The organism is Pseudomonas syringae pv. tagetis (assembly GCF_022557255.1).
GTDB classification, from domain to species: domain Bacteria; phylum Pseudomonadota; class Gammaproteobacteria; order Pseudomonadales; family Pseudomonadaceae; genus Aquipseudomonas; species Aquipseudomonas caricapapayae.
The window spans coordinates 2306219-2327552 of record NZ_CP092923.1; the positions used below are offsets into that span (position 1 = coordinate 2306219).

Sequence of the window (21334 nt, forward strand, 5' to 3'; positions counted from 1 at the left end):
TTCCACCCGTGTTCACAATATAGGAAGGCGCAGTGTGGTAGTCGCTACAAGCCAGAAGAGTCAGGCCGATTGCGGACAGTTCGGGCGAGTGTCGATCAACACAGTACACGTCGGATCTGGTGGTGAAACAGAGGCGAGGCATCATTGGCTCTTGAAATCCCCGACCCAGCCCCCACCTTGATGACTACCCGCTGTCACACAGGCTATTACCTGATCGTGACGGCTTATACCATCCAGATCGGAGTTTGATGATTATGAGTGTGGAAACTCAAAAGGAAACCCTGGGCTTCCAGACCGAGGTAAAGCAACTGCTGCACCTCATGATCCATTCGCTGTATTCCAACAAGGAAATTTTCCTTCGCGAATTGATCTCGAACGCGTCTGACGCGGTCGACAAATTGCGTTTTGAAGCGTTGTCCACGCCGGAGTTGCTGGAAGGCGGCGCCGAGCTGAAGATTCGCGTGAGCTTCGACAAGGACGCGAAGACCGTTACCCTTGAAGACAACGGCATCGGTATGAGCCGTGAAGATGTGATCACCCACCTGGGCACCATCGCCAAGTCCGGCACCGCTGATTTCATGAAAAATCTGTCGGGCGATCAGAAAAAAGACTCGCACCTGATCGGTCAGTTCGGAGTGGGCTTTTATTCGGCGTTCATTGTTGCCGATCAGGTTGAAGTATTCAGCCGTCGCGCCGGTACGCCATCCGGTGAAGGCGTGCACTGGTCCTCCAAAGGCGAGGGCGAATTCGAAGTTGCGACCGTCGACAAGGCCGATCGTGGCACCCGCATCGTGCTGCACCTGAAAAGCGGTGAAGAGGAGTTCGCTGACGGCTACCGTCTGCGCAATATCATCAAGAAGTACTCCGACCACATCGCCTTGCCGATTGAGCTGCCAAAAGAGCAGGCTCCGGCAGCTGAAGGCGAGGAAGCGCCAGCGCTGGAATGGGAAACCGTCAACCGCGCCAGCGCACTCTGGACCCGTCCTCGCACCGAGGTAAAGGACGAGGAGTATCAGGAGTTCTACAAGCACGTAGCGCACGATTACGAAAATCCGCTGAGCTGGAGCCACAACAAGGTCGAAGGCAAGCTGGAATACACGTCGCTGCTGTATGTGCCTGCGCGTGCACCTTTCGATCTGTATCAGCGTGAAGCGCCGCGAGGCCTGAAGCTATACGTGCAGCGCGTGTTTGTCATGGATCAGGCCGAGTCGTTCCTGCCGCTGTACATGCGCTTCATCAAGGGCGTGGTCGATTCCAATGACCTGTCGCTGAACGTCTCTCGTGAAATCCTGCAGAAAGACCCGATCATCGATTCGATGAAGTCGGCGCTGACCAAGCGCGTGCTGGACATGCTGGATAAATTGGCGAAAAACGAGCCCGAGCAATACAAGGGCTTCTGGAAAAACTTCGGTCAGGTCCTCAAGGAAGGTCCTGCAGAAGATTTCGCCAACAAGGAAAAAATCGCCGGTCTGCTGCGTTTTGCATCGACATCCGATGACAGCGGCGAGCAGATCGTGTCTCTGGCCGAGTATCTGGAGCGTGCCAAGCAAGGTCAGGACAAGATCTATTACCTCACTGGCGAATCGTACGCACAGGTCAAGAACAGCCCGCACCTTGAGGTCTTCCGCAAGAAAGGCATCGAAGTGTTGCTGATGACAGACCGTATCGACGAATGGCTGATGAGCTACCTCAGCGATTTCGACGGCAAGGATTTTGTGGATGTTGCACGTGGGGACCTCGATCTGGGCAATCTTGACTCTGAAGAGGACAAGAAGGCGCAGGAAGAGATTGCCAAGGACAAAGAAGGGCTGATCGAGCGCCTGAAAGCGGCGCTGGGTGACTCTGTAAGCGAAGTGCGGGTTTCCCATCGCCTCACCGAATCGCCTGCCATTCTGGCCATTGGTGAACAGGATATGGGCCTGCAGATGCGTCAGATTCTGGAAGCCAGCGGGCAGAAGGTCCCGGATTCCAGGCCTATCTTCGAATTCAACCCGGCCCATCCGCTGATCGGCAAGCTCGACGCCGAGCAGAGCGAGGACCGCTTCGCAGAGCTGTCGCACATCCTGTTCGATCAGGCGGCGCTGGCAGCCGGTGACAGCCTCAAGGACCCGGCCGCGTATGTGCGCCGTTTGAACAAGTTGTTGGTAGAACTGTCGGTTTGATAGCCGATTGACAAGAAACCCGCTTCGGCGGGTTTTTTGTTAGAGACTGTTACCTCCAACTCTCATCTTCCGTATGACCAGGAGTCAGCAATGAGCAGCAATATCGAAATCCGTTCTGTGGTCTATCAGATTGATGGTCAGTCTTATGAAAGTCGACTGGCGTATGACAGCAGCGCCACCACTGCGCAGCCAGGTCTGTTGATGGCACCTAACTGGATGGGTGTCAGCAAGGGTGCCGAAGACATCGCCAAAGCGGTGGCAGCCAAGGGCTATGTAGTGCTGCTTGCTGACCTTTACGGTCAGCAGATTCGCCCGAGTAACAACGACGAGGCGGGCGCTGCCATGACGCCGCTCAAGGACGATCGTGGTTTGCTGCGCAAGCGTATGCAGGCAGCACTCGATCAATTGTCGAGCCAGACGGATGTGCCTTTGGACTCCAGCAAAATCGCAACCTTCGGTTTCTGCTTCGGCGGCTGCTGCTCTTTGGAGCTAGCGCGTACCGGTGCCGAACTGAAAGCCGCCATCTCCTTCCACGGTACGCTGGACACGCCAGCCCCGGCTGATGCCAAAAACATCAAGGGTCCGGTGCTGGTCCTTCACGGTGCTTCTGACCCGTTGGTGCCGAAAGAACAGTTGCCTGCTTTCGAAGACGAGATGAATGCTGCTGGCGTGGACTGGCAACTGCACAGCTACGGCGGTGCGTTCCATTCATTCACCGACCCGCATGCCAACGTCCCCGGCATGATGATGTACGACGCCAAAGTGTCGAACCGCGCGTTCAAGTCGATGCATGATTTGCTGGCTGAAGTGTTTGGCTGAAGGAACACCTAAACTGTCCATGCTCCGCGTAGGCATGCCGGTCTGGACGCTCTGCGTTCCCTTGCGACGCAGAGCGTCGTGAACTGCACTCCCTCGCTGGAGCGTGAGGGCCGAGAGGTGTTCTGAAGTTCCACTATCCCCGCAGATATACCTAAGAACGTTAGCCACGTTTGCCGGACTCACAAAAAAGGCGCCTCGAAAGGCGCCTTCTTTGTTTGCGACAAAAGCAGTGTTACTTGCCCGCCCAGCGTTTCAGAACCAGCGTAGCGTTGGTACCGCCGAAGCCGAAGCTGTTGCTCATGACCAGATCGAGTTTGGCATCTTCGCGTGTCTTGAGCAGGATCGGCATGTCGGCGACCACCGGGTCCAGCTCGTCGATGTTCGCGGAGCCGGCGATGAAGTTGTTTTCCATCATCAGCAGGCAGTAGATCGCTTCGTGAACACCTGCGGCACCCAGCGAGTGGCCCGACAGGCTCTTGGTGGAGCTGATCGCTGGCGCGTTGGCACCGAATACCTCACGCACACCTTCCATTTCCTTGGCGTCGCCAACCGGAGTCGAGGTGCCGTGGGTGTTGATGTAGTCAATGGCGTCGGAGTTGATATCACCCAGGGCCATCTGCATGCAGCGGATCGCGCCTTCACCGCTTGGTGCGACCATGTCGTAACCATCCGATGTAGCGCCGTATCCCACGATTTCCGCGTAGATTTTCGCGCCGCGTGCCAGAGCGTGTTCCAGCTCCTCGACAACGACCATGCCGCCACCACCGGCAATCACGAAGCCGTCACGCTTGGCGTCGTAGGCGCGGGAGGCTTTTTCCGGCGTTTCGTTGTACTGGGTGGACAGCGCGCCCATGGCGTCGAACAGGAACGACTGGCTCCAGTGCTCTTCCTCGCCGCCACCGGCAAAGACGATGTCCTGCTTGCCCAGCTGAATCTGCTCGACAGCGTTGCCGATGCAGTGGGCGCTGGTGGCGCAGGCGGACGAGATGGAGTAGTTAACACCCTTGATCTTGAACGGTGTGGCCAGGCATGCCGAAACGGTGCTGCCCATGGTCCGCGTGACACGGTAAGGGCCGACGCGCTTGACGCCTTTTTCGCGCAGTGTGTCCAGTGCTTCCATCTGGTTCAGGGTCGACGCACCGCCGCTGCCGGCGATCAGGCCGGTACGCACGTTGGAAACCTGTTCGTCGGTCAGGCCCGAATCGGTAATGGCGTCTTTCATCGCCAGGTAGGCATAGGCTGCCGCATGGCCGACGAAGCGAAAGATCTTGCGATCGATCAGTTCTTCCAGATTCAGGTCGATGGAGCCGGAAACCTGGCTGCGCAGACCCATTTCGGCATATTCCGGGTTAAAGCGGATGCCAGGGCGGTTAGCACGCAGGTTAGCGGTGACGGTCTCTTTGTCATTGCCCAAGCAGGAAACAATACCCAGACCAGTGATAACGACGCGGCGCATGCGAGTACCCTTAGAAATTTTCAGTGGAAGTAAACACGCCGACCCGAAGGCCTTCGGCGGTATAGATTTCGCGACCGTCTACACTCACTGAACCGTCGGCAATGGCCAAGTTCAGTTTGCCTTTCAGGACGCGTTTGATGTGAATGTTATAGGTGACTTTTTTGGCGGTAGGCAGAACCTGACCGAAAAACTTCACTTCGCCCGAACCCAAGGCGCGGCCACGACCGGGATTGCCATGCCAGCCAAGATAGAAACCGACCAGTTGCCACATGGCGTCCAGGCCCAGGCATCCGGGCATCACCGGATCACCTTCGAAGTGGCAGGCAAAGAACCACAGGTCCGGGTTGATATCCAGTTCGGCGACCAATTCACCCTTGCTGAACTTGCCACCTTCATCGCTGATGTGTGTGATGCGATCGACCATCAGCATGTTAGGGGCGGGCAGTTGCGCATTACCTGGGCCGAACAGCTCGCCACGACTGCAGCGCAGCAGGTCTTCCCGGGTAAAGGCGTGTTGTTTGGTCATGCGAGCTCCTCAATAATCTTGTGCGGCAGGTTGTGGCGCCACTGGTCCGAACGCCAGTCCCGGCGCACTTATTTCGCCAGGACCCTGTCCGGCAGCCTACTCATAGACTGTTGCGTTGTAATGAAAGTCACAGCTCAGGTGAAATCAAGGTACACCTGTACACTGAATTTCGTCGTTCAGCCGATTTTGCTGGCTGATTTGCTTGCCAAGACTGCCGCAATTTAACATTTATCGCCAGTCACAGGTGCTTCAAAGGACAGCCAGCGCTGTAAAACCTGCTGTAAATCAGCGTGTTTGAATGGTTTTGCCAGGTAATCATCCATCCCTGCCTGTAAACAGGCGTCACGATCACCCTGTAAAGCGTTGGCAGTCAGGGCAATGATTGGGATTCGTTCCAGTCCGGAAAGTTGCCTGATTCGACGTGTGGCCTCGTAGCCATCCATGACCGGCAGTCGGCAATCCATCAGAATCAACGCGTGGTTGCCCGAGCCTGCTTTCATCACGGCTTCAGCACCGTCGACTGCCACATCGACCTCGCAACCCAGATTACGCAACATGGCCTGAACCACGGTGCGGTTTACCGGATTGTCCTCGACCAGCAATATGCTGCGCTCTCTGCCATGCGCATCGAGTACCGACAGCGGCTTGGCAATATCGACCGCCACGTCGCGCGCAACGGGCAGGGGGATCTGCAGGGTGAAAACCGAGCCCGAGCCTTCCTCACTCTCTGCCCGCAACGTACCGCCCATGCGTTCGGCCAGAGTACGTGCAATCGGCAAACCCAGTCCCGTACCGCCGTAACGTCTGGAAATCGAGCTGTCTGCCTGCTTGAACGCATCGAACATCGATTCCAGTCGCTCGGCGTCGATACCAATGCCGCTGTCATGCACCGCACAGGTGAAGTGCAGTTGATCATTGTCGAGCATCGCCCAACTGGCAACGACACAGACCTTGCCTTGCTCGGTAAATTTAAGTGCGTTGCCGATCAGGTTCACCAGAATCTGCCGAATCCGGGTCGGATCGCCTATGACGGTGAGTGTTTCCAGCCCTGGCTGAACCTGCAGTTCCAGGAGCAGCTTGCGTTGTACCGCGCTGTGGTTGAACGCATGAGTAGATGCACTGACCAGTTCGGCCAGATTGAACGCAATGCCTTCCATTTGCAGGGCATCGCGTTCAATTCGGGAAAAGTCGAGGATGTCGTTGATCACCCGAAGCAGGTGCTCGGTGGATTCGGTCGCCAGCGTTGCGTACTCGCTTTGCTCGGCGGTCATGCGCGTGGTTTCCAGCAGTTGCAGCATGCCCAGCACGCCGTTCATGGGCGTGCGCAACTCATGACTCATCATTGCCAGAAAATCCGATTTGGCGCGGTTGGCCTGTTCGGCTTCTTCGCGTGTCTGGATCAGTTGGGCCACCGAGCGTTGCTGCTCAAGGCTGGTGCGGTGCAGGTTCTCCGCCAAGTTATTGATGTGTCGGGCCAGTGCGCCCAGTTCGGCATCATCGCTGACCGGCAGAGGCGTGTGATAGTCACCCTGCTGAATAGCCTTTAGCGCTTCGCCCATTTCTCTGACGGGTCTGGACAGGCTCAGGGCCAGGCCCCGAGCCAGCAGAAACGCGAACAGCAGCGCACCCAGCGCCAGGACACCGGCTTTGAGCAATATTTCCTGCTGACGGCGACTGAATGCTTCACTGGACATCCCGACCAGTACTCGACCGAGATAGCTCTGCGAAACACCCTGCGGCTGCTGGCGATTGTGTCCGGAAGACGTGTCGGAATGACTGTGAGCCGTCGCACGCTGCGGCTGAACAGGGGCCAGGAATATCTCCATCTGACGTGCCTGCTGCTCGTTTTCGCGAGGCTGATCTATGTAGACCATCGCTGTATTCGAGCTGTCCTGAATCTCGACATAACGAACGCTCGGCATGGAAAGTGTGGCGCGCATCAGCGCGTTCAGCCCGTCTATATCGCCTGTCGCAACACCAGGCTCGACAGCGGTAGCGAGTTGATTGGCGATGAGCTGCCCGGTGTGATTCAGCTCCTGGCGCAGGTCCTGAATACGCACGAAGGTGAAAAAGCTGATCAGCAGAGCCGTCAGTAACAGGGCAGGGCCCAGGCTGATGATCTGCGTGCGGGTATTGATATCCCAGTGCCGAAATTTCATCGGCTGCATGCCTTGCGCGCAAAGTGATGCGCTGATGATTCCATTCTTGCGTCCATGCCTGTTCGCCTGGTGGTCGCGACCCGTTCCGGCTGCTGATGACAGCGCCGGATGTCGCGGTAATTCATGCCGTGTGCGCATGGTAACCGAGATGGGGCGCGTTTCCAGCGAACTTGTTGTCCCCGGGCATCTCGCGTGCACAACCGATCAGCTTTGTTGCTGGCCGATATCGTGCCGCGCCGTATAATGCTGGCATCGCCACTTGGATGGCTCTGGATGGATAGTTTTATGACCACACAGCAACCCGTTGCGGTTCTTGGTGGTGGCAGTTTCGGGACTGCCATTGCAAATCTGCTGGCCGAGAACGGCCATCAGGTTCTCCAGTGGATGCGTGATCCGGAGCAGGCGGAGGCGATTCGCGTCAACCGTGAAAATCCCCGTTACCTCAAGGGCATCAAGGTCCGGCCTGAAGTGGAGCCGGTGACTGATATCGCCCACGTGCTTGAGGCCAGTGAGCTGATTTTCGTCGCCTTGCCTTCAAGTGCCCTGCGTTCGGTGCTGTCGCCTCATGTCGAGCGCCTGAACGGTAAAATGCTGGTCAGCCTGACCAAAGGCATCGAAGCGCAAAGCTTCAAATTGATGAGCCAGATCCTCGAAGAAATTGTTCCCCAGGCGCGCATCGGCGTCCTTTCAGGTCCCAATCTGGCCCGTGAGATCGCCGAGCACGCGCTTACCGCCACTGTGGTCGCCAGCGAAGACGAGGCGCTGTGTCAGCAGGTCCAGGCTGCGCTGCATGGACGAACGTTTCGGGTCTACGCCAGTAACGACCGTTTTGGCGTCGAACTGGGCGGGGCATTGAAGAATGTCTATGCGATCATCGCCGGCATGGCGGTGGCGCTGGACATGGGCGAAAACACCAAGAGCATGCTGATCACCCGCGCGCTGGCGGAAATGACCCGTTTCGCGGTCAGTCAGGGTGCCAACCCGATGACCTTTCTGGGGCTGGCCGGGGTGGGCGATCTGATCGTCACGTGCTCCTCACCCAAAAGCCGCAACTATCAGGTCGGCTTTGCGCTGGGGCAGGGCCTGACGCTGGACGAGGCGGTCACTCGCCTGGGCGAGGTGGCCGAGGGCGTCAATACGCTCAAGGTGCTCAAAGTCAAGGCGCAGGAGGTCCAGGTCTACATGCCGCTGGTCGCCGGGCTGCATGCGATTCTTTTCGAAGGCCGTACGCTCAGTCAGGTCATTGAAGCGTTGATGCGTGCCGAGCCCAAGACGGACGTCGATTTCATTTCGATTACCGGCTTTAATTGAATTCAGTCTGATCAGGGAGAACGTCTTGAACGCGTCGAAAATCCAGCATAACGAATCGATACTGCTGCGCATTCTGTGGATGCTGCTGTTTCTGGGTGTATGGCACGTTGCCCAGATTATTCTGGCGGGCGTGGTGCTTGTGCAGTTGGTTTATCGTCTGATCTATGGCGCGCCGAGTGGCGGGCTGATGAATTTCGGTGACAGCATCAGTCAGTATCTGGCCCAGATAGGTCGCTTCGGAACGTTTCACAGCGATCACAAGCCCTGGCCCTTCGCCGACTGGCCTGCACCGCGCAGCCCCGAAGGCGAGGCACCTCATCATGTCCCGCCAGCGCCTCATCCGGCGCGCGATGAAGAGCCAAAACTGTGAAGGTCTGGGTATTGCGCCATGGCGAAGCCCAGTCGCGGGCGCGCAGCGATGCCGAGCGCGAGCTGACCGCACACGGGCGTGAAGAAGTGCTGAAAAGCGCGCTGCACCTGACTGACAAGCCGGTGCAGCGGATCATCGCCAGCCCCTATGTACGCGCCCAGCAGACTGCCCAACTGGTCCGGCAGTCGCTGGGCTTCAATAACCCGGTCATGACCGTGCCCTGGCTGACGCCCGACAGCAGCCCGCGTGAGGTGCTGGCCCAGCTGGACAGACTGGCTGTCGACGAGGTGCTGCTGGTCAGTCATCAGCCTCTGGTGGGCGAACTGATCGGGGTGCTGGCGCATGGCAGCCCACAGCAGGCCGAGCCCATGAGTACTGCCAGTCTGGCCGAACTGGAAGGCGAGTTTGTGCTGGCCGGCGGCATGCAGCTCAACAGCGTTCGGCACGTCTGAACGGTCTGTTCGAATCACCCATTTCCGCGAGCGCGGCCCTCTTTGAAAAAGGATTTAACATGAGTGTATGGCGTCAGGCTCCTGATATCGAAGCCCTTATGGCAGCTCAGAAAAACACCATAGGCGAGGTGCTGGATATTCGCTTTGAATCGTTCACGGATGACTCCCTGACGGCCAGTATGGCGGTCGATCAGCGCACTCATCAGCCTTTCGGGCTGTTGCATGGCGGTGCATCCGTGGTGCTGGCCGAGTCGCTGGGGTCTATGGCGAGCTATCTGGTCGTGGATCCGGGCAAGTATTTCTGTGTCGGACTTGAGGTCAATGCCAACCATTTGCGTGGCGTGCGTGCCGGACGCGTAACCGGAGTCGTGCGTCCGGTGCATCTCGGCCGCACCACCCATGTCTGGGACATCCGCATCAGCACCGACGAAGGCAAATTGAGCTGCATCTCGCGCCTGACAGTAGCCGTAGTGCCGCATGGCCAGGAGCCGCCTGCCCGTTGAGTTCATGTACCTGATTCGTTGATGCCCGGAGTGCCATCTGCGATGGCAGTTCCAGTCATTGCCGCTCCCTCGGGCAGGTGCGCACAATTGCCTCTCGCCTGGCCTCTGGAGTGATTGGCATGTCGCAACCCGTGTTCTTCGCCCACGCCAACGGTTTTCCATCGGCTACGTACGGAAAGCTGTTCTGCGCGCTGGCACCGGAATACGAAGTGACCCATCTTGAGCAGCACGCGCATGACCCGCGCTTTCCGGTGGATGACAACTGGCTGAATCTGGTCGACGAGCTGATTCATCATCTGCGTGAGCAGCCCGCCCCGGTATGGGGAGTAGGGCATTCGCTCGGCGGGGTGCTGCACCTGCATGCCGCATTGCGCTGCCCGCAGCTATACCGGGGGGTAGTGATGCTCGACTCGCCGGTGCTGGGCCTGGCTGATCAGCTCTTCATCCGCGCTGCCAAACGCTTGGGCTTCATTGACCGCATAACGCCAGCGGGCCGGACCCTGGGGCGTCGCGAGGCATTTGCCGATCTTGATTCAGCCCGTACCTATTTTGCCAGCAAGACCCTGTTTCGCCGTTTCGATCCTGACTGTCTGACCGCGTACCTGCAACACGGTCTTCAGCAGGATGGCGAGCAACTGCGTCTGCGTTTCGATCCTGCGACCGAAATCAGTATCTACCGCAGCATTCCTCACACCAGCCCGATACCATCGCGCCAGCTCAAGGTGCCGCTGGCCATGGTGCGTGGCCAACACAGCCGGGTGATCATGCCTCATCATGGTTACCTTGCCCGACGCATGCGCGAAGGCGAATACCTGTCCATGCCCGGAGGGCACATGTTTCCACTTGAACGACCGGATGAAACGGCGCGGCTGCTCAAGACGCTGTTTGCTCGCTGGAATGCCCGCAGCGCCTCAAGGGCCCATGCATGACGCTTGCTGTGGAGGAGGTCCGTCTGAGTCTGGGGCATATCGAACTGGCTGCTCGTCTGTACGGTCCCGAGGACGGTCGGCCGGTGATCGCGCTGCACGGCTGGCTCGACAACGCCAACAGCTTCGCCCGGCTCGCTCCGTGTCTGGAGGGGCTGCGAGTCGTGGCGCTGGACCTGGCGGGGCATGGGCATTCCGATCACCGGCCGGCGGGCGCGTCCTATGCACTGGCTGATTATGCTTTCGATGTGCTGCAAGTGGCCGGGCAGTTGGGCTGGCAGCGTTTTGCCCTGCTGGGGCATTCACTGGGCGCTATCGTTGCTGTGCTGCTGGCAAGTTCTCTCCCCGAGCGAGTCACTCACCTTGCGCTGATCGACGGTCTGTTGCCGCTGACGGGCAAGGCCGAGTCCGCCGCCGAGCAAATGCGCGTGGCGCTGCACGCGCAACTCGAACTGCCAGGCAAGAAAAAACCGGTTTATCAGGATCAGGAACGAGCCGTTGAGGCGCGGATGAAGGGCGCGGTGGCGGTCAGTCGCGAGGCGGCCGAGCTGCTGGCTCAGCGGGGTTTGATGCCGGTGCCGGGCGGTTACACGTGGCGCAGCGACAGCCGCCTGACCTTGCCCTCCGCAACACGCTTCACGGATCAACAGGCCATGGCGTTCGTTCACGGGCTCCGTTGCCCGACGCAATTGGTGGTTGCCTCCGATGGCATGCTGGCGCAAAGGCAGGAGCTGCTCTCAGGGCTGCCCTTTGACGTCGAACGGCTGGCAGGTGGGCATCATCTGCACCTGAACGATGAGGACGGCGCGCGTTCTGTTGCACACTGTATCAATCGCTTCTTCGCTGCTTCTTGACTTGAGACTGCCAACTGCCGACGCTGGGCGGGTTGAAACAGGAGTCAACCGTGATGGATCAATCCGCAGCTGCTCGCGACCGCCGTACCGGCGATGTTTTTCATTTTTGCCCCCAGCTTGTCTGCCAATGAGAGCACTCATGCGTTTATCAAGTGTTCCCGTTGCTGCGTTGTGCGTGTCGCTGTTCAGCGCTGCGCTGTTCGCCGCCGATGCGCCGGGCAGTCGTGATCTGGAGATTGTGCCTCGTCTGCCCGATACCGAGATCGTCGACTACCGCCCTGTGGCCGAGCTTGAGCGAGTGTACCCGATGGGCGCCATTCGCAAGATCAGCGGTCAGTTACGTTTCGATGGCCAGGTCAGCGCGCGCGGCAATCTGACCTCGGTCACCTATCAGTTGCCTGCCGAACATACTTCCGACGATGCCTTTACCGCCGCTCGTGAAGCGTTGCAGCAGCAGGGCGCAGAATTGCTGTTCTGGTGCCAGGCGCGTGACTGCGGAGAAAGCAGTCTGTGGGCCAACGAAGTGTTCGGCAACGCCAAGCTGTATGGTGCAGACGACCGGCAGGCTTACCTGCTGTTGCGCCTGGCAGAGCCGCGCAGTGAAACCCTCGTCGCGCTATACAGCATCACTCGCGGCAACCGTCGGGCGTACCTGCATGTCGAGCAGTTTGAATCCGCCGCACCGCTGGGTGAGCTGCTACCCACCTCGGCCACGTTGCTGCGCCAACTGAAAAGCACCGGGAAGCTGGACCTGCCCAGACTTGGCGGCGAGCCACAGGAGGTCTGGGTCAGCCTCGTTTCTCGCGCTCTGAACCTGGACAGTGGCTTGCGTGCCACGGTCTCCGGAGCAAGTGCCAATGCCTGGCGTGACGCTTTGGTGGCCAAGGGTGTTCGCGCTGCCCGGCTTGAGGCAGGTGTCCTCGAAGGCAAGGGGCTCAGGATCGACGTTATCCCCTAGGATGGCGATGGCGAACAGACAAGTTCGCCATTATGCTCGCTACCTCCGACCTTCTTTAGTGGATGCAGCATGTTCAACAATGATCGTTTGCTGGTGCAGATTCTGCTGCTGGCGTTATTCGGTGCCTGTCTCTGGGTGATGGCACCGTTCTGGTCGGCCTTGATCTGGGGGGCGGTGCTGGCCTTTGCCAGCTGGCCCCTGATGCGCTTGCTGACCCGCTGGTTCAACGGCAGGGAATCACTGGCCGCCCTGGTCATGAGCCTGTGCTGGATGCTGCTGGTCGCCGCACCTCTGGTCTGGCTGGGCTTCAACCTTGCTGATCATGTGCGCGACGCAACGGCGCTGATCAAGGATATCCAGGTTGACGGGTTGCCCGACCCTCCGCAATGGCTGGCAGGCGTTCCGCTGGTGGGCGAGCGGCTGGTGGGGTTCTGGACCACGATTGATCAGCAAGGCGCAGCGCTGATGAATACGGTCAAACCCTATCTGGGTGAAGTCGGCAACTGGCTGCTGGCGCGTAGCGCGCAGATCGGCGGCGGCATCCTCGAGCTGACCCTGAGCATCGTTTTCGCGTTCTTCTTCTACCGCGATGGTCCGCGTCTGGCGGCCTTCGTGCTTAGTCTGCTCGAACGTCTTATCGGTGATCGCGCCCAGTATTATCTGGACCTGGTTGCCGGGACAGTACAGAGGGTCGTCAATGGTGTGATCGGTACGGCAGCGGCGCAGGCGTTGCTGGCATTGATCGGCTTTCTGATTGCAGGCATTCCCGGTGCCCTGGTGCTGGGGATTCTGACGTTCCTGTTCAGTCTGATCCCGATGGGCCCGCCGCTGGTCTGGTTGCCTGCGACCGCGTGGCTGGTCTGGCAGGGTGAGTACGGCATGGCGATTTTTCTCGGCATCTGGGGCATGTTCGTCATCAGCGGTGTGGACAACGTTCTCAAACCATACCTGATCAGTCGCGGTGGCAACCTGCCGCTGGTGATCGTGTTGCTGGGGGTCTTTGGTGGCCTGCTGGCGTTCGGCTTTATCGGTCTGTTCATTGGCCCGACTTTGCTGGCCGTAGCCTACAGCCTGCTGACTGACTGGGTCGGCAGTGAACGGGCTCGCAACCCGCGCTGACCTCCAGCGTTAGCGTTCCCGCCGCACGGCAATGACCGGCGGCGGGTGCTATCAGGCGGCAGTATTGAGATAGCGGCCGACAGGTTTGCTGCCCTCTGTGTCATACCGCTCGCCGAGTGCGGCGATCATCTTGCTCAGCGCCTGAGCGGCAATCTGACTGGCATTGGTCGTTCCATTACTACTGTCACTGCTGTCACTTTGCTTAAGCGCGGCCGACAGCTCGGACGCGCTGATACTGTTATCGCTGTCGCTGTCCAGCGCGCTGAACAGGGCGGCGCTGTCAGTATCTGTGGTGCTGCTCATCTGTGCAGGCGGTGGCCCGGCGGGAGGTTGCTGCGATTGCAGGCTGGCGGTGAGTTCGTCAAGACTGACCGTGCCATCTTCGTTGGTGTCCAGTGCGTCGAACACTTCGCTGCTGTTGGCGCTGCTGCCTGCGCTGGTCAACCCGGTGCTGAGTTCGTCGCTGCTGATCGCACCGTCGCCGTCGCTGTCCAGCGACGTGAGCAAGTCGTCGGCAATATCGGTAACGGATTGCATGGGCGGCGGGGGCGGTGCCATGGCGGCCAGCTCATCGGCATCCAGACTGTCGTCATCGTTGCTGTCCAGATCACTGAAGGCCTTGCTCAGGCTGACAGTGATGCCCTCCTTGCTGTTCGACGACAGAGCCGAACTCAGTTCGTCCTTGCCAATGCTACCGTCGCCATCGGTATCCAGTTTTGCCAGTAACTCTTCCTGAAACTTTTTGTTGCCGGTGCTCGAGGTGGCACTGGTCGAACTGGTGTAGCTGGAGGAGCTGCTGCTTATCCCGTTGATCATCGGTCTCACTCCCCTGAGATGAATGTGTCCGGTAGCGGTGTACCGGCTTTTGCAGCCTCAGGGTGTCAGTTGTCCTGGAGATTTAAGCTTTGTACGCGCCGTGATACAGAGTGCGTCAGAGGCGCGGCAGGTCCAGTATTGCAGTCAGGCCGCCACCCGGAGTTTGCGTCAACGAAAGCTCGCCGCCGATTCTCCGGGCAGCCTCTCGGGCAATGCTCATGCCCATGCCGATACCGCCGGAGTTGCGGTTGCGAGAACCTTCCAGGCGATAGAACGGCTCGAACACGGCTTCGCGAAATTCAGGTGCAATGCCTGGCCCGTGATCAACGACCAATATGCGCACATGTTCGGCGCTGTCGTCGATCACGATGTGTACACTGCCTGCGTAACGCAGGGCGTTGTCGACCAGGTTCTGCAGGCATGAGCGAAGCGCCATCGGTTGCGTCCTGAGCGGCTTGCATTGGCCCTCGTACTGAACATCGTCACCATTGTCCTGGGCATTTTCAGCCTGTGATTCGATCAGTGCCTGCAGATCGAACTGCTGCAGGCTTTCGCTGCGTCGATGTTCATTGAGATAGGCGAGCGTTGCGTCGAGCATGCTGATCATGTCGTTGAGGTCCTGGGTCATCTGGCCGTGCAGCCTGGGCTCTTCGATCTGTTCGACACGCAGCTTGAGTCGCGAAAGGGGAGTGCGCAAGTCGTGGGATACTGCAGCCAGCATGCGTCCGCGCTGCTGCATCTGTTCGCGGATCTTGCGCTGCATCAGGTTGAATGTCTGCGCGGCCTGGCGAGCCTCCCTAGGGCCGCTTATTTCCAGCGGCGGGCTGTCGAGGTCGTCACTCAAGCGCTCGGCGGCTTCGCTCAGGCGCTGTACCGGTCGTGCCAGCGCCTTGGCACCGTACCAGGCGGCAATAATCATTGTGACGAATTGGGAGAACAACAGCACCAATGGGCCACCTGGCGGCGGTCTGTGACGCCGCCCTTGATCCTCCTGCGCGTGTTGTGCATCTGGACGCTCATCAGGCGGGGGGCGCATGCCGTATTGGGTGAACCAGGCAAACGCCAGTAAATGGGCCAGCAGAATGGCCAGCAGCGCACCCCCGAAAAGGCGCGCAAACAAAGTATCGAACCTGCGGATCAACCCAACTCCCTGGCATCGAACAAGTAGCCCTCACCGCGCACGGTCTTGATCAGTTGCGGGTTTTTCGGGTCGTCTCCGAGCTTCTGACGCAAGCGCGAGACCAGCAAATCGATACTACGGTCGAACGCTTCTATCGAACGTCCTCGTGCAGCGTCCAGCAACTGCTCGCGGCTCAGCACCCTGTGCGGTCGTTCGAGGAATACGCGCAACAAACGGAACTCTGCGTTGGACAGCGGCACTACAAGGCCATCGGCGGCAGTCAACTGACGCAGGACGCTGTTAAGGCGCCACGCATCAAAGCGAATGGTGGTGCGCTGATCGCTCCGTTCGTCGCGTACCCGACGCAGAATGGTCTGGATGCGCGCAACCAGCTCGCGCGGTTCGAACGGCTTGGCCATGTAATCGTCGGCGCCCAGCTCCAGACCGATGATCCGGTCGGTCGGTTCGCAGCGTGCGGTCAGCATCAGAATCGGGATGTCCGACGTGCTGCGTAACCACCGGCATAGCGAAAGGCCGTCTTCGCCGGGCAGCATCAGGTCGAGCACCACCACATCGAAGGTTTCATCGGCCAGGGCCTGGCGCATCTGCGCGCCGTCGGTCACGCCGCGGGCATTGATATTAAAGCGTGTCAGGTAGTCGCAGAGCAGTTCGCGAATGGCCACATCGTCATCGACGATCAGCGCCCGCACGCTCCAGCGCTGTTCGGCCGATGTGGCATCAAGGGGGTTGTCGGGAAGTGCTTGCATAGTGCTTCTGTCGCCTGCGTGTGCCGCGGTGGTCTGGCCGCTGTTGAAGATCAACGCTGCCGCTCATGCTACTTCGCCGTGAGGCTCGGCGGTAGGGTGACGCTGGCCGATGTCCGGCGAATGTCGTGAATGTATCGCGGCTGATACAAATGGGTGATGTTTAAAGCGATGCTTTGCATAGTCCATAAAGCGACGCGTGTCAAGCTAACATAGTTAGTAGTATCGAGCAGCGCCGATGATGATCTAGGTTGTACGCATAACGCAAAACCTTGAAGCGTGCTATCGCCAGGGTCTTGCCTATTGCTGTCAATACTTGACAGCAATCTATCGTTAGGGAGAACGAGAAATGTATTCACCCAAGGAAGAGTCTGCCAAGAGGTCTCGTAAAGACTGGCTCGCCTGGCTTTTGAAGCGTTTCGGACGGCAAGGCCTGGAACTTCCGATTCTGGAGGTTGAGGGCGTTCTGAAGCCCATACCGGGCGATCCAAGGTACCTGCTGCCAAAGGAGGGCGGGGACCTGATTGTCAAAGTTCCTGCCTCAGCCACTGTGAATATGGAGCAGGGCGATACAATTACATTTTTTATCGACGATGTTGAGTGCGGGAAGGTCACTTACACTACGCCCGATCAACTGATCTGTTTAATCAAGCCTGAGTATATTGGTGGCAAGACTGAGTACCGTCTATGGTATCTTTACACTCCCTCGGATTACAATACCGTTGAGTCGATACGGTTTTTATTGGAAAGAGATTATATCGCCCCCAATGAGGGAGAACCGATAGCAGCGGCTGAGCTTCCGGATGAGGTGGTACGCGCAGGTTTGACGCAGGCGTATCTTGATAGCGTTGGTCATCTGGATGTTACAATACCTCGTTCCAGCGATATGCTTGAGGCAGACAGGATCGAGATTTCCTGGGTTCCTGTCGTTGCCCAATTTTCTCGACAAAATTGGGCACCTGTAGCGAGCAAGACTGTCAGTCAAAACGAGGCTGCGGGTAATGATAAACCGGTCGTCCAAATTCCTTCCAGCGTTATCCAGCAGTTGGCCCAGGGAAAAATCGGTATTTATTTCCGGTATATTGACCGGACCGGTAATCTGGGCCAATTCTCTGAGGTCGTGCACCTGCTGTTTGATTTGAGGCCTGCTCCAGAGAATCTTCTGGGTCCATTGGTTTACCTCGCTGAGCGCGATAATTTAATCGACAGGGCCGATGCTCAGTTGGGCGTTGCGGTCGTGATATTAGGCTATGATAATGTCCAGACAGATGACCAGATAGAAGTCATATGGGAAGGCATAAGTGTCGCCCCCGTGCCTTTTTCCGCGTTCCCTATGTATATTCCGATCAGTTGGGACACGCTTTCAAAAGAGGGGCCAGCGACCGAACGTAAGGTCGACGTGAGTTACAACGTGCTGCGTTCTGGCTCATCGAAATCTTCGCCAGTTCTTCCACTCAAGGTTGATTTCACCGTGGCCGGTCCCGAGCCTGATCCGGCAAACCCTGGGCCGATAAATGACAAGCTCCCTGTTATTGCGGTGAAAAGTCGCGAAAACCCGTTGGTCGACAACGTATTGGGCGAGGGCGACAAAGGGCAGCCTGCGAGAGCGCAGTTGCCCAATAATCCGTTTAACTCTGGTGATATCTTGCGGCTCTACTGGGGAGATCTAAGGCCTCACGTCGTAGAGAAGATGATTGAGGCAGAAGGGCCTGGCGACATTATAACGTTTGATATCCCTTGGGAGTTCATAGAGGCGGGCGGGTATAACGAGTATCTTCCTGTTTATTACAGTACCTGGAACGAGGTGAATGAACAGGAATCCGGCCGTATCAGCGTAGATGTCAGAATTCTCGATATACAGGGGCTGCCAGATGTCACGTTTCCTGACCGTTTTGTACCTGCCCCTCCCAATCCACCTACACCCGTTCCGCTCATCAATTGTTCATCGCGGCCGTGGGATGGCATAAGGGTCAATATTCCCTTCGATAAGAAGGCTATGGCAGTCGACGATGAAGTCGTGATCGAGTGGCAGGCTTATTCTGACACCAATGGAACAATTCTCATAGACGAAACATACTTTGAATTTTCGCGTTTCAAGCTGTCGGCGGACCATGAGGCGTCGGGGATTGCCTTCCTCGTCCCTTATCAGGATCGCGTGGAGCCGATAGTCACACGAGGCAGTGCGCAGTTTTCCTACACATTATATAAACCCAGTGGGCAAAGCGGTAAGCACTCGACACGGGTAATGATCAGTCGGGTAATAGGAACAACCCTCTGTTCGGCAGATTCCCTTGGCAGGTGCGACATGTTACCTGCAGCATCTGAGAACGGCGCGGAGAATGGCAATATATAGTACTTTCAGTGATTCATGTGTGCTTGGTTTTTTAAGAGAGCGTATTGTTAAGTTAAGCGTTAGTTGACGACAAGCCTGCTGACTGGTTGTTTGATTGAACGCTATGGTATGGGCATGGGTAGGTTTGCAGTTTGGCGCACCTGAAAAGGCTGTGGGAATGGTCCTACAGCGTTTTCGGAAAGAGCCGGCATTATATCTAGGAGTACGTTTGTAGGATGCACAGCCTCTTTGTAGGTCCTTTCTGGGTTACGCCAGAGAATGGTGATTTGACCTACAGTATTTTCGTATTAAAGGAAGCGTCCTATGTCGACTGATCTGTATGTTCCTTCAAACGCTATGCCCTTGACCCTTCAATTCGCATCCGTCGCTTCCCTGCTATTGATCAGCAACGCGCTTGTCGCCGCGCCTGTTCCAGTGATCGCTGGTGTGGTGAGCATCGATCAATCCAGTCCTGCCAACGATTACGCATTGTCCAAGGGCGCAACCCTGAATGTGAATGGTGGGAGCCAGCACGGCAGGCTTACCGCGACGGATTCCACGCTGAACATCTCTGCCGGTTCGACAATTGCGTCTTCCTCGGTGCGCAATGGTTCTGAGATCAGAATGAGTGATGCGGCAGTCAGTGACGGTCTGGAGGTCAATAACAGCACCGGGACGCTTTCCGGGAGCACCATTGCCAATAGCACAGGCAATGGCCTGATCCTTAATCGCCAGCAGAGTCTGACCACTGGCTCAGACGTAAGTCTGACTGACAGCTCCAGCAGCGGCGCACTGGCAGGTGCGTTTGTTACGCACTTCAGTCAGCTTGAGCTAATCGGCTCGCAATTGGCGGGCACCGGCATCAACGGCGTAGGTCTGCGCCTTAACGCCGGCGCCGCGCAGGCCAGCGCCAGCAGTATTGTCGGCACGGTTAATGGCGTTGCAATAAGCTCCGAGGCTGCTTACACAGACGCGTCACTCAAACTGGACAGCACTCAGGTGGTCGGGCAGACAGGGGCCGCAATCCGGATTGGATTGCAGGTGTCCCGGTTGCCGGGCTCCACGGTTGCCATAGATGTCAACAATGGATCGAGCCTGACAGGTGGTAACAGCAATATGCTGGAAGTCACCGGCACCTCCGCGGCAGTGATGAATGTGTCGGCAAGCAGCCTGAATGGCAACGTGCAGGTGGAATCGGGGAGCACCGTCACGCTCAATCTCGACAACAGCAGCATGGCGGGGGATGTGCTTGCCGAGCCGGGTGCGCTCGCCGATGTACTGCTCGACAACAACTCAGTGCTGACCGGACGCCTGGAGAACACCCGCAGCGTCGCCATCAACAATGGCGCGCAGTGGGCCATGATCGGCAACAGCGCACTGGCCGATCTGACCATGAATGGCGGTGCGGTCCGCTTTGGCGACGCGGCCGGTTTCTACACACTGTCGGTAGCCAACCTGGCCGGCAACGGTACGTTCATCATGGATGTGGATTTTGCTGCCGGTCGCACGGATTTTCTCGACATAACAGACAGCGCGACGGGCAGTCACTCGCTGCTGATCGGCAGCACCGGCACTGATCCGTCTGCCGATACCAGCCTGCATGTGGTGCGCGCTGCTGCCGGCGATGCCGACTTTTCCCTGATGGGCGGAGCAGTGGATCTGGGCGCCTGGTCTTACGATCTGGTCAAGCAGGGTCCCAATGACTGGTATCTCGACGCGCAGACCCGCAAGGTCAGTCCTGCTGCCGCAACGGTCGTCGCACTGTTCAATACGGCACCGACTGTATGGTATGGCGAGCTGACGTCGCTGCGCACGCGCATGGGCGAACTGCGTCACAACGGTGGCCGATCGGGCGTCTGGATGCGTACCTACGGTAACAAGCTCAACGTTGCCGATGCGTCGGGTTTCGGCTATCAGCAAACTCAGCAGGGCTTTTCGTTGGGCGCGGACGGCAAAGTCCCGATGGGTGACGGGCAATGGCTGGCGGGTGTGATGGCAGGGCAAAGCAGTTCAGACCTGAGTCTGGACCGTGGTGCCAGCGGCAAGGTCGGCAGTTACTACGTGGGTGCCTACAGCACGTGGCTCGACAGCGACACGGGCTACTACTTCGACGGCGTACTCAAGTTCAACCGTTTCAATAACAAAGCCCGCGTCAATCTGAGCGATGGCACCCGTACAAAAGGCGATTACAGCAACTCGGGTGTCGGTGCGTCGCTGGAGTTCGGACGCCATATCAAGCTGGACAATGGTTACTTTGTCGAGCCCTACGGCCAGTTGGCCGGCGTGGTCGTCGAAGGCAAGGATTATGAACTGGACAATGGCATGCGTGCCGAAAACGACCTGGCGCGTTCGCTGGTGGGCAAACTCGGTGCGACGACCGGGCGCAATTTCGATCTTGGGCAAGGCAGGACGGTCCAGCCATATGTGCGTGCAGCCTGGGCGCACGAGTTCGCCAAAAACAATGGAGTGCAGGTCAACGACAATGACTTCAATAATGATCTGTCGGGATCGCGTGGCGAACTGGGTATCGGCGTGGCGGCATCGCTGTCTGATCGTTTGCAGATAAACGCTGATTTCGAGCACAGCAAGGGCGACAGAGTCGAGCAGCCCTGGGGGGCCAGCGTGGGCATTCGGTACAGTTGGTAATCATCTGAAAGCAAAAGGGAAGGTCAGTAATGACTTCTCCT

The 21334-nt window shown here is 58.1% G+C and carries 18 protein-coding genes; 12 read left to right on the plus strand and 6 right to left on the minus strand.

Translation table 11 applies throughout. The annotated features are described in order from the left end of the window. Nucleotides 1-254: 254 nt before the first annotated feature. Together htpG and MME58_RS10355 are read left to right on the plus strand one after the other, a co-directional pair. On the plus strand, nucleotides 255-2162 hold the full coding sequence (htpG, locus tag MME58_RS10350) for a molecular chaperone HtpG (RefSeq protein WP_055005800.1): 1908 nt from the start codon (nucleotides 255-257) through the stop codon (nucleotides 2160-2162). A 90-nt stretch (nucleotides 2163-2252) separates the two neighbouring features. After that, nucleotides 2253-2981: a dienelactone hydrolase family protein gene (locus MME58_RS10355; RefSeq protein WP_055005799.1), complete on the plus strand. Its 729-nt coding sequence runs from the start codon at nucleotides 2253-2255 to the stop codon at nucleotides 2979-2981. A 232-nt stretch (nucleotides 2982-3213) separates the two neighbouring features. On the opposite strand, the gene fabB is transcribed toward MME58_RS10355, so the two are convergent. From fabB to MME58_RS10370, 3 genes are all read right to left on the minus strand, one after another. After that, on the minus strand, nucleotides 3214-4437 hold the full coding sequence (gene fabB / locus MME58_RS10360; RefSeq protein WP_055005798.1) for a beta-ketoacyl-ACP synthase I: 1224 nt from the start codon (nucleotides 4435-4437) through the stop codon (nucleotides 3214-3216). 10 nt (nucleotides 4438-4447) lie between these two features. Further along, nucleotides 4448-4963 (minus strand): 3-hydroxyacyl-[acyl-carrier-protein] dehydratase FabA, encoded by a 516-nt coding sequence (gene fabA, locus MME58_RS10365; protein WP_054985793.1) that lies wholly within the window; start codon nucleotides 4961-4963, stop codon nucleotides 4448-4450. A gap of 221 nt (nucleotides 4964-5184) precedes the next feature. Beyond that, the gene (locus tag MME58_RS10370) at nucleotides 5185-7122 is read right to left on the minus strand and encodes an ATP-binding protein (RefSeq protein ID WP_055005819.1); all 1938 of its coding nucleotides are present in this window, start codon (nucleotides 7120-7122) and stop codon (nucleotides 5185-5187) included. Between the two features lie 285 nt (nucleotides 7123-7407). On the opposite strand from MME58_RS10370, the gene MME58_RS10375 reads away from it, so the two are divergent. The 8 genes from MME58_RS10375 (at nucleotide 7408) to MME58_RS10410 (ending at nucleotide 13615) form a co-directional block, all read left to right on the plus strand. Beyond that, the gene (locus MME58_RS10375) at nucleotides 7408-8433 is read left to right on the plus strand and encodes an NAD(P)H-dependent glycerol-3-phosphate dehydrogenase (RefSeq protein WP_054985794.1); all 1026 of its coding nucleotides are present in this window, start codon (nucleotides 7408-7410) and stop codon (nucleotides 8431-8433) included. 25 nt (nucleotides 8434-8458) lie between these two features. Then, the gene (locus MME58_RS10380; protein ID WP_054985795.1) at nucleotides 8459-8803 is read left to right on the plus strand and encodes a DUF4389 domain-containing protein; all 345 of its coding nucleotides are present in this window, start codon (nucleotides 8459-8461) and stop codon (nucleotides 8801-8803) included. After that, complete coding sequence (sixA, locus tag MME58_RS10385; protein WP_055005797.1) at nucleotides 8800-9255, plus strand: phosphohistidine phosphatase SixA; 456 nt, start codon at nucleotides 8800-8802, stop codon at nucleotides 9253-9255. The genes MME58_RS10380 and sixA overlap by 4 nt, the downstream gene beginning before the upstream one ends. Before the next feature lie 59 nt (nucleotides 9256-9314). Then, nucleotides 9315-9758, plus strand: a complete 444-nt coding sequence (locus tag MME58_RS10390) for a hotdog fold thioesterase (protein WP_055005796.1) — start codon at nucleotides 9315-9317, stop codon at nucleotides 9756-9758. A gap of 119 nt (nucleotides 9759-9877) precedes the next feature. Next, a complete protein-coding gene (locus MME58_RS10395) occupies nucleotides 9878-10687 on the plus strand; it encodes an alpha/beta fold hydrolase (RefSeq protein WP_054985798.1) in 810 nt (269 codons plus the stop codon). Next, nucleotides 10684-11538 (plus strand): alpha/beta hydrolase, encoded by an 855-nt coding sequence (locus MME58_RS10400; RefSeq protein ID WP_122239178.1) that lies wholly within the window; start codon nucleotides 10684-10686, stop codon nucleotides 11536-11538. Before MME58_RS10395 ends, MME58_RS10400 begins: the two co-directional genes overlap by 4 nt. Before the next feature lie 139 nt (nucleotides 11539-11677). Beyond that, nucleotides 11678-12496, plus strand: coding sequence for a DUF4892 domain-containing protein (locus MME58_RS10405; RefSeq protein ID WP_055005872.1), 819 nt, complete (start codon nucleotides 11678-11680; stop codon nucleotides 12494-12496). Between the two features lie 69 nt (nucleotides 12497-12565). Continuing rightward, entirely contained in the window at nucleotides 12566-13615 is a 1050-nt protein-coding gene (locus tag MME58_RS10410; protein WP_055005873.1) for an AI-2E family transporter, read from the plus strand. Nucleotides 13616-13666: 51 nt separating this feature from the next. Here MME58_RS10410 and xopAW read toward each other — a convergent pair whose 3' ends face one another. From xopAW to MME58_RS10425, 3 genes are all read right to left on the minus strand, one after another. Then, entirely contained in the window at nucleotides 13667-14431 is a 765-nt protein-coding gene (gene xopAW / locus MME58_RS10415) for an EF-hand domain-containing protein (protein ID WP_055005874.1), read from the minus strand. A gap of 115 nt (nucleotides 14432-14546) precedes the next feature. Next, the gene (locus MME58_RS10420) at nucleotides 14547-15572 is read right to left on the minus strand and encodes a sensor histidine kinase (protein WP_054985803.1); all 1026 of its coding nucleotides are present in this window, start codon (nucleotides 15570-15572) and stop codon (nucleotides 14547-14549) included. Further along, nucleotides 15569-16318 carry a response regulator gene (locus MME58_RS10425; RefSeq protein WP_055005879.1) on the minus strand — a complete coding sequence of 250 codons (750 nt, stop codon included), beginning with the start codon at nucleotides 16316-16318 and terminating at the stop codon, nucleotides 15569-15571. Before MME58_RS10425 ends, MME58_RS10420 begins: the two co-directional genes overlap by 4 nt. A 346-nt stretch (nucleotides 16319-16664) precedes the next feature. Between MME58_RS10425 and MME58_RS10430 the strand changes: the two genes are divergently transcribed. After that, on the plus strand, nucleotides 16665-18668 hold the full coding sequence (locus MME58_RS10430) for a hypothetical protein (protein WP_233590964.1): 2004 nt from the start codon (nucleotides 16665-16667) through the stop codon (nucleotides 18666-18668). 336 nt (nucleotides 18669-19004) lie between these two features. Next, nucleotides 19005-21293, plus strand: coding sequence for an autotransporter outer membrane beta-barrel domain-containing protein (locus MME58_RS10435; protein WP_407075191.1), 2289 nt, complete (start codon nucleotides 19005-19007; stop codon nucleotides 21291-21293). Nucleotides 21294-21334: the final 41 nt, after the last annotated feature.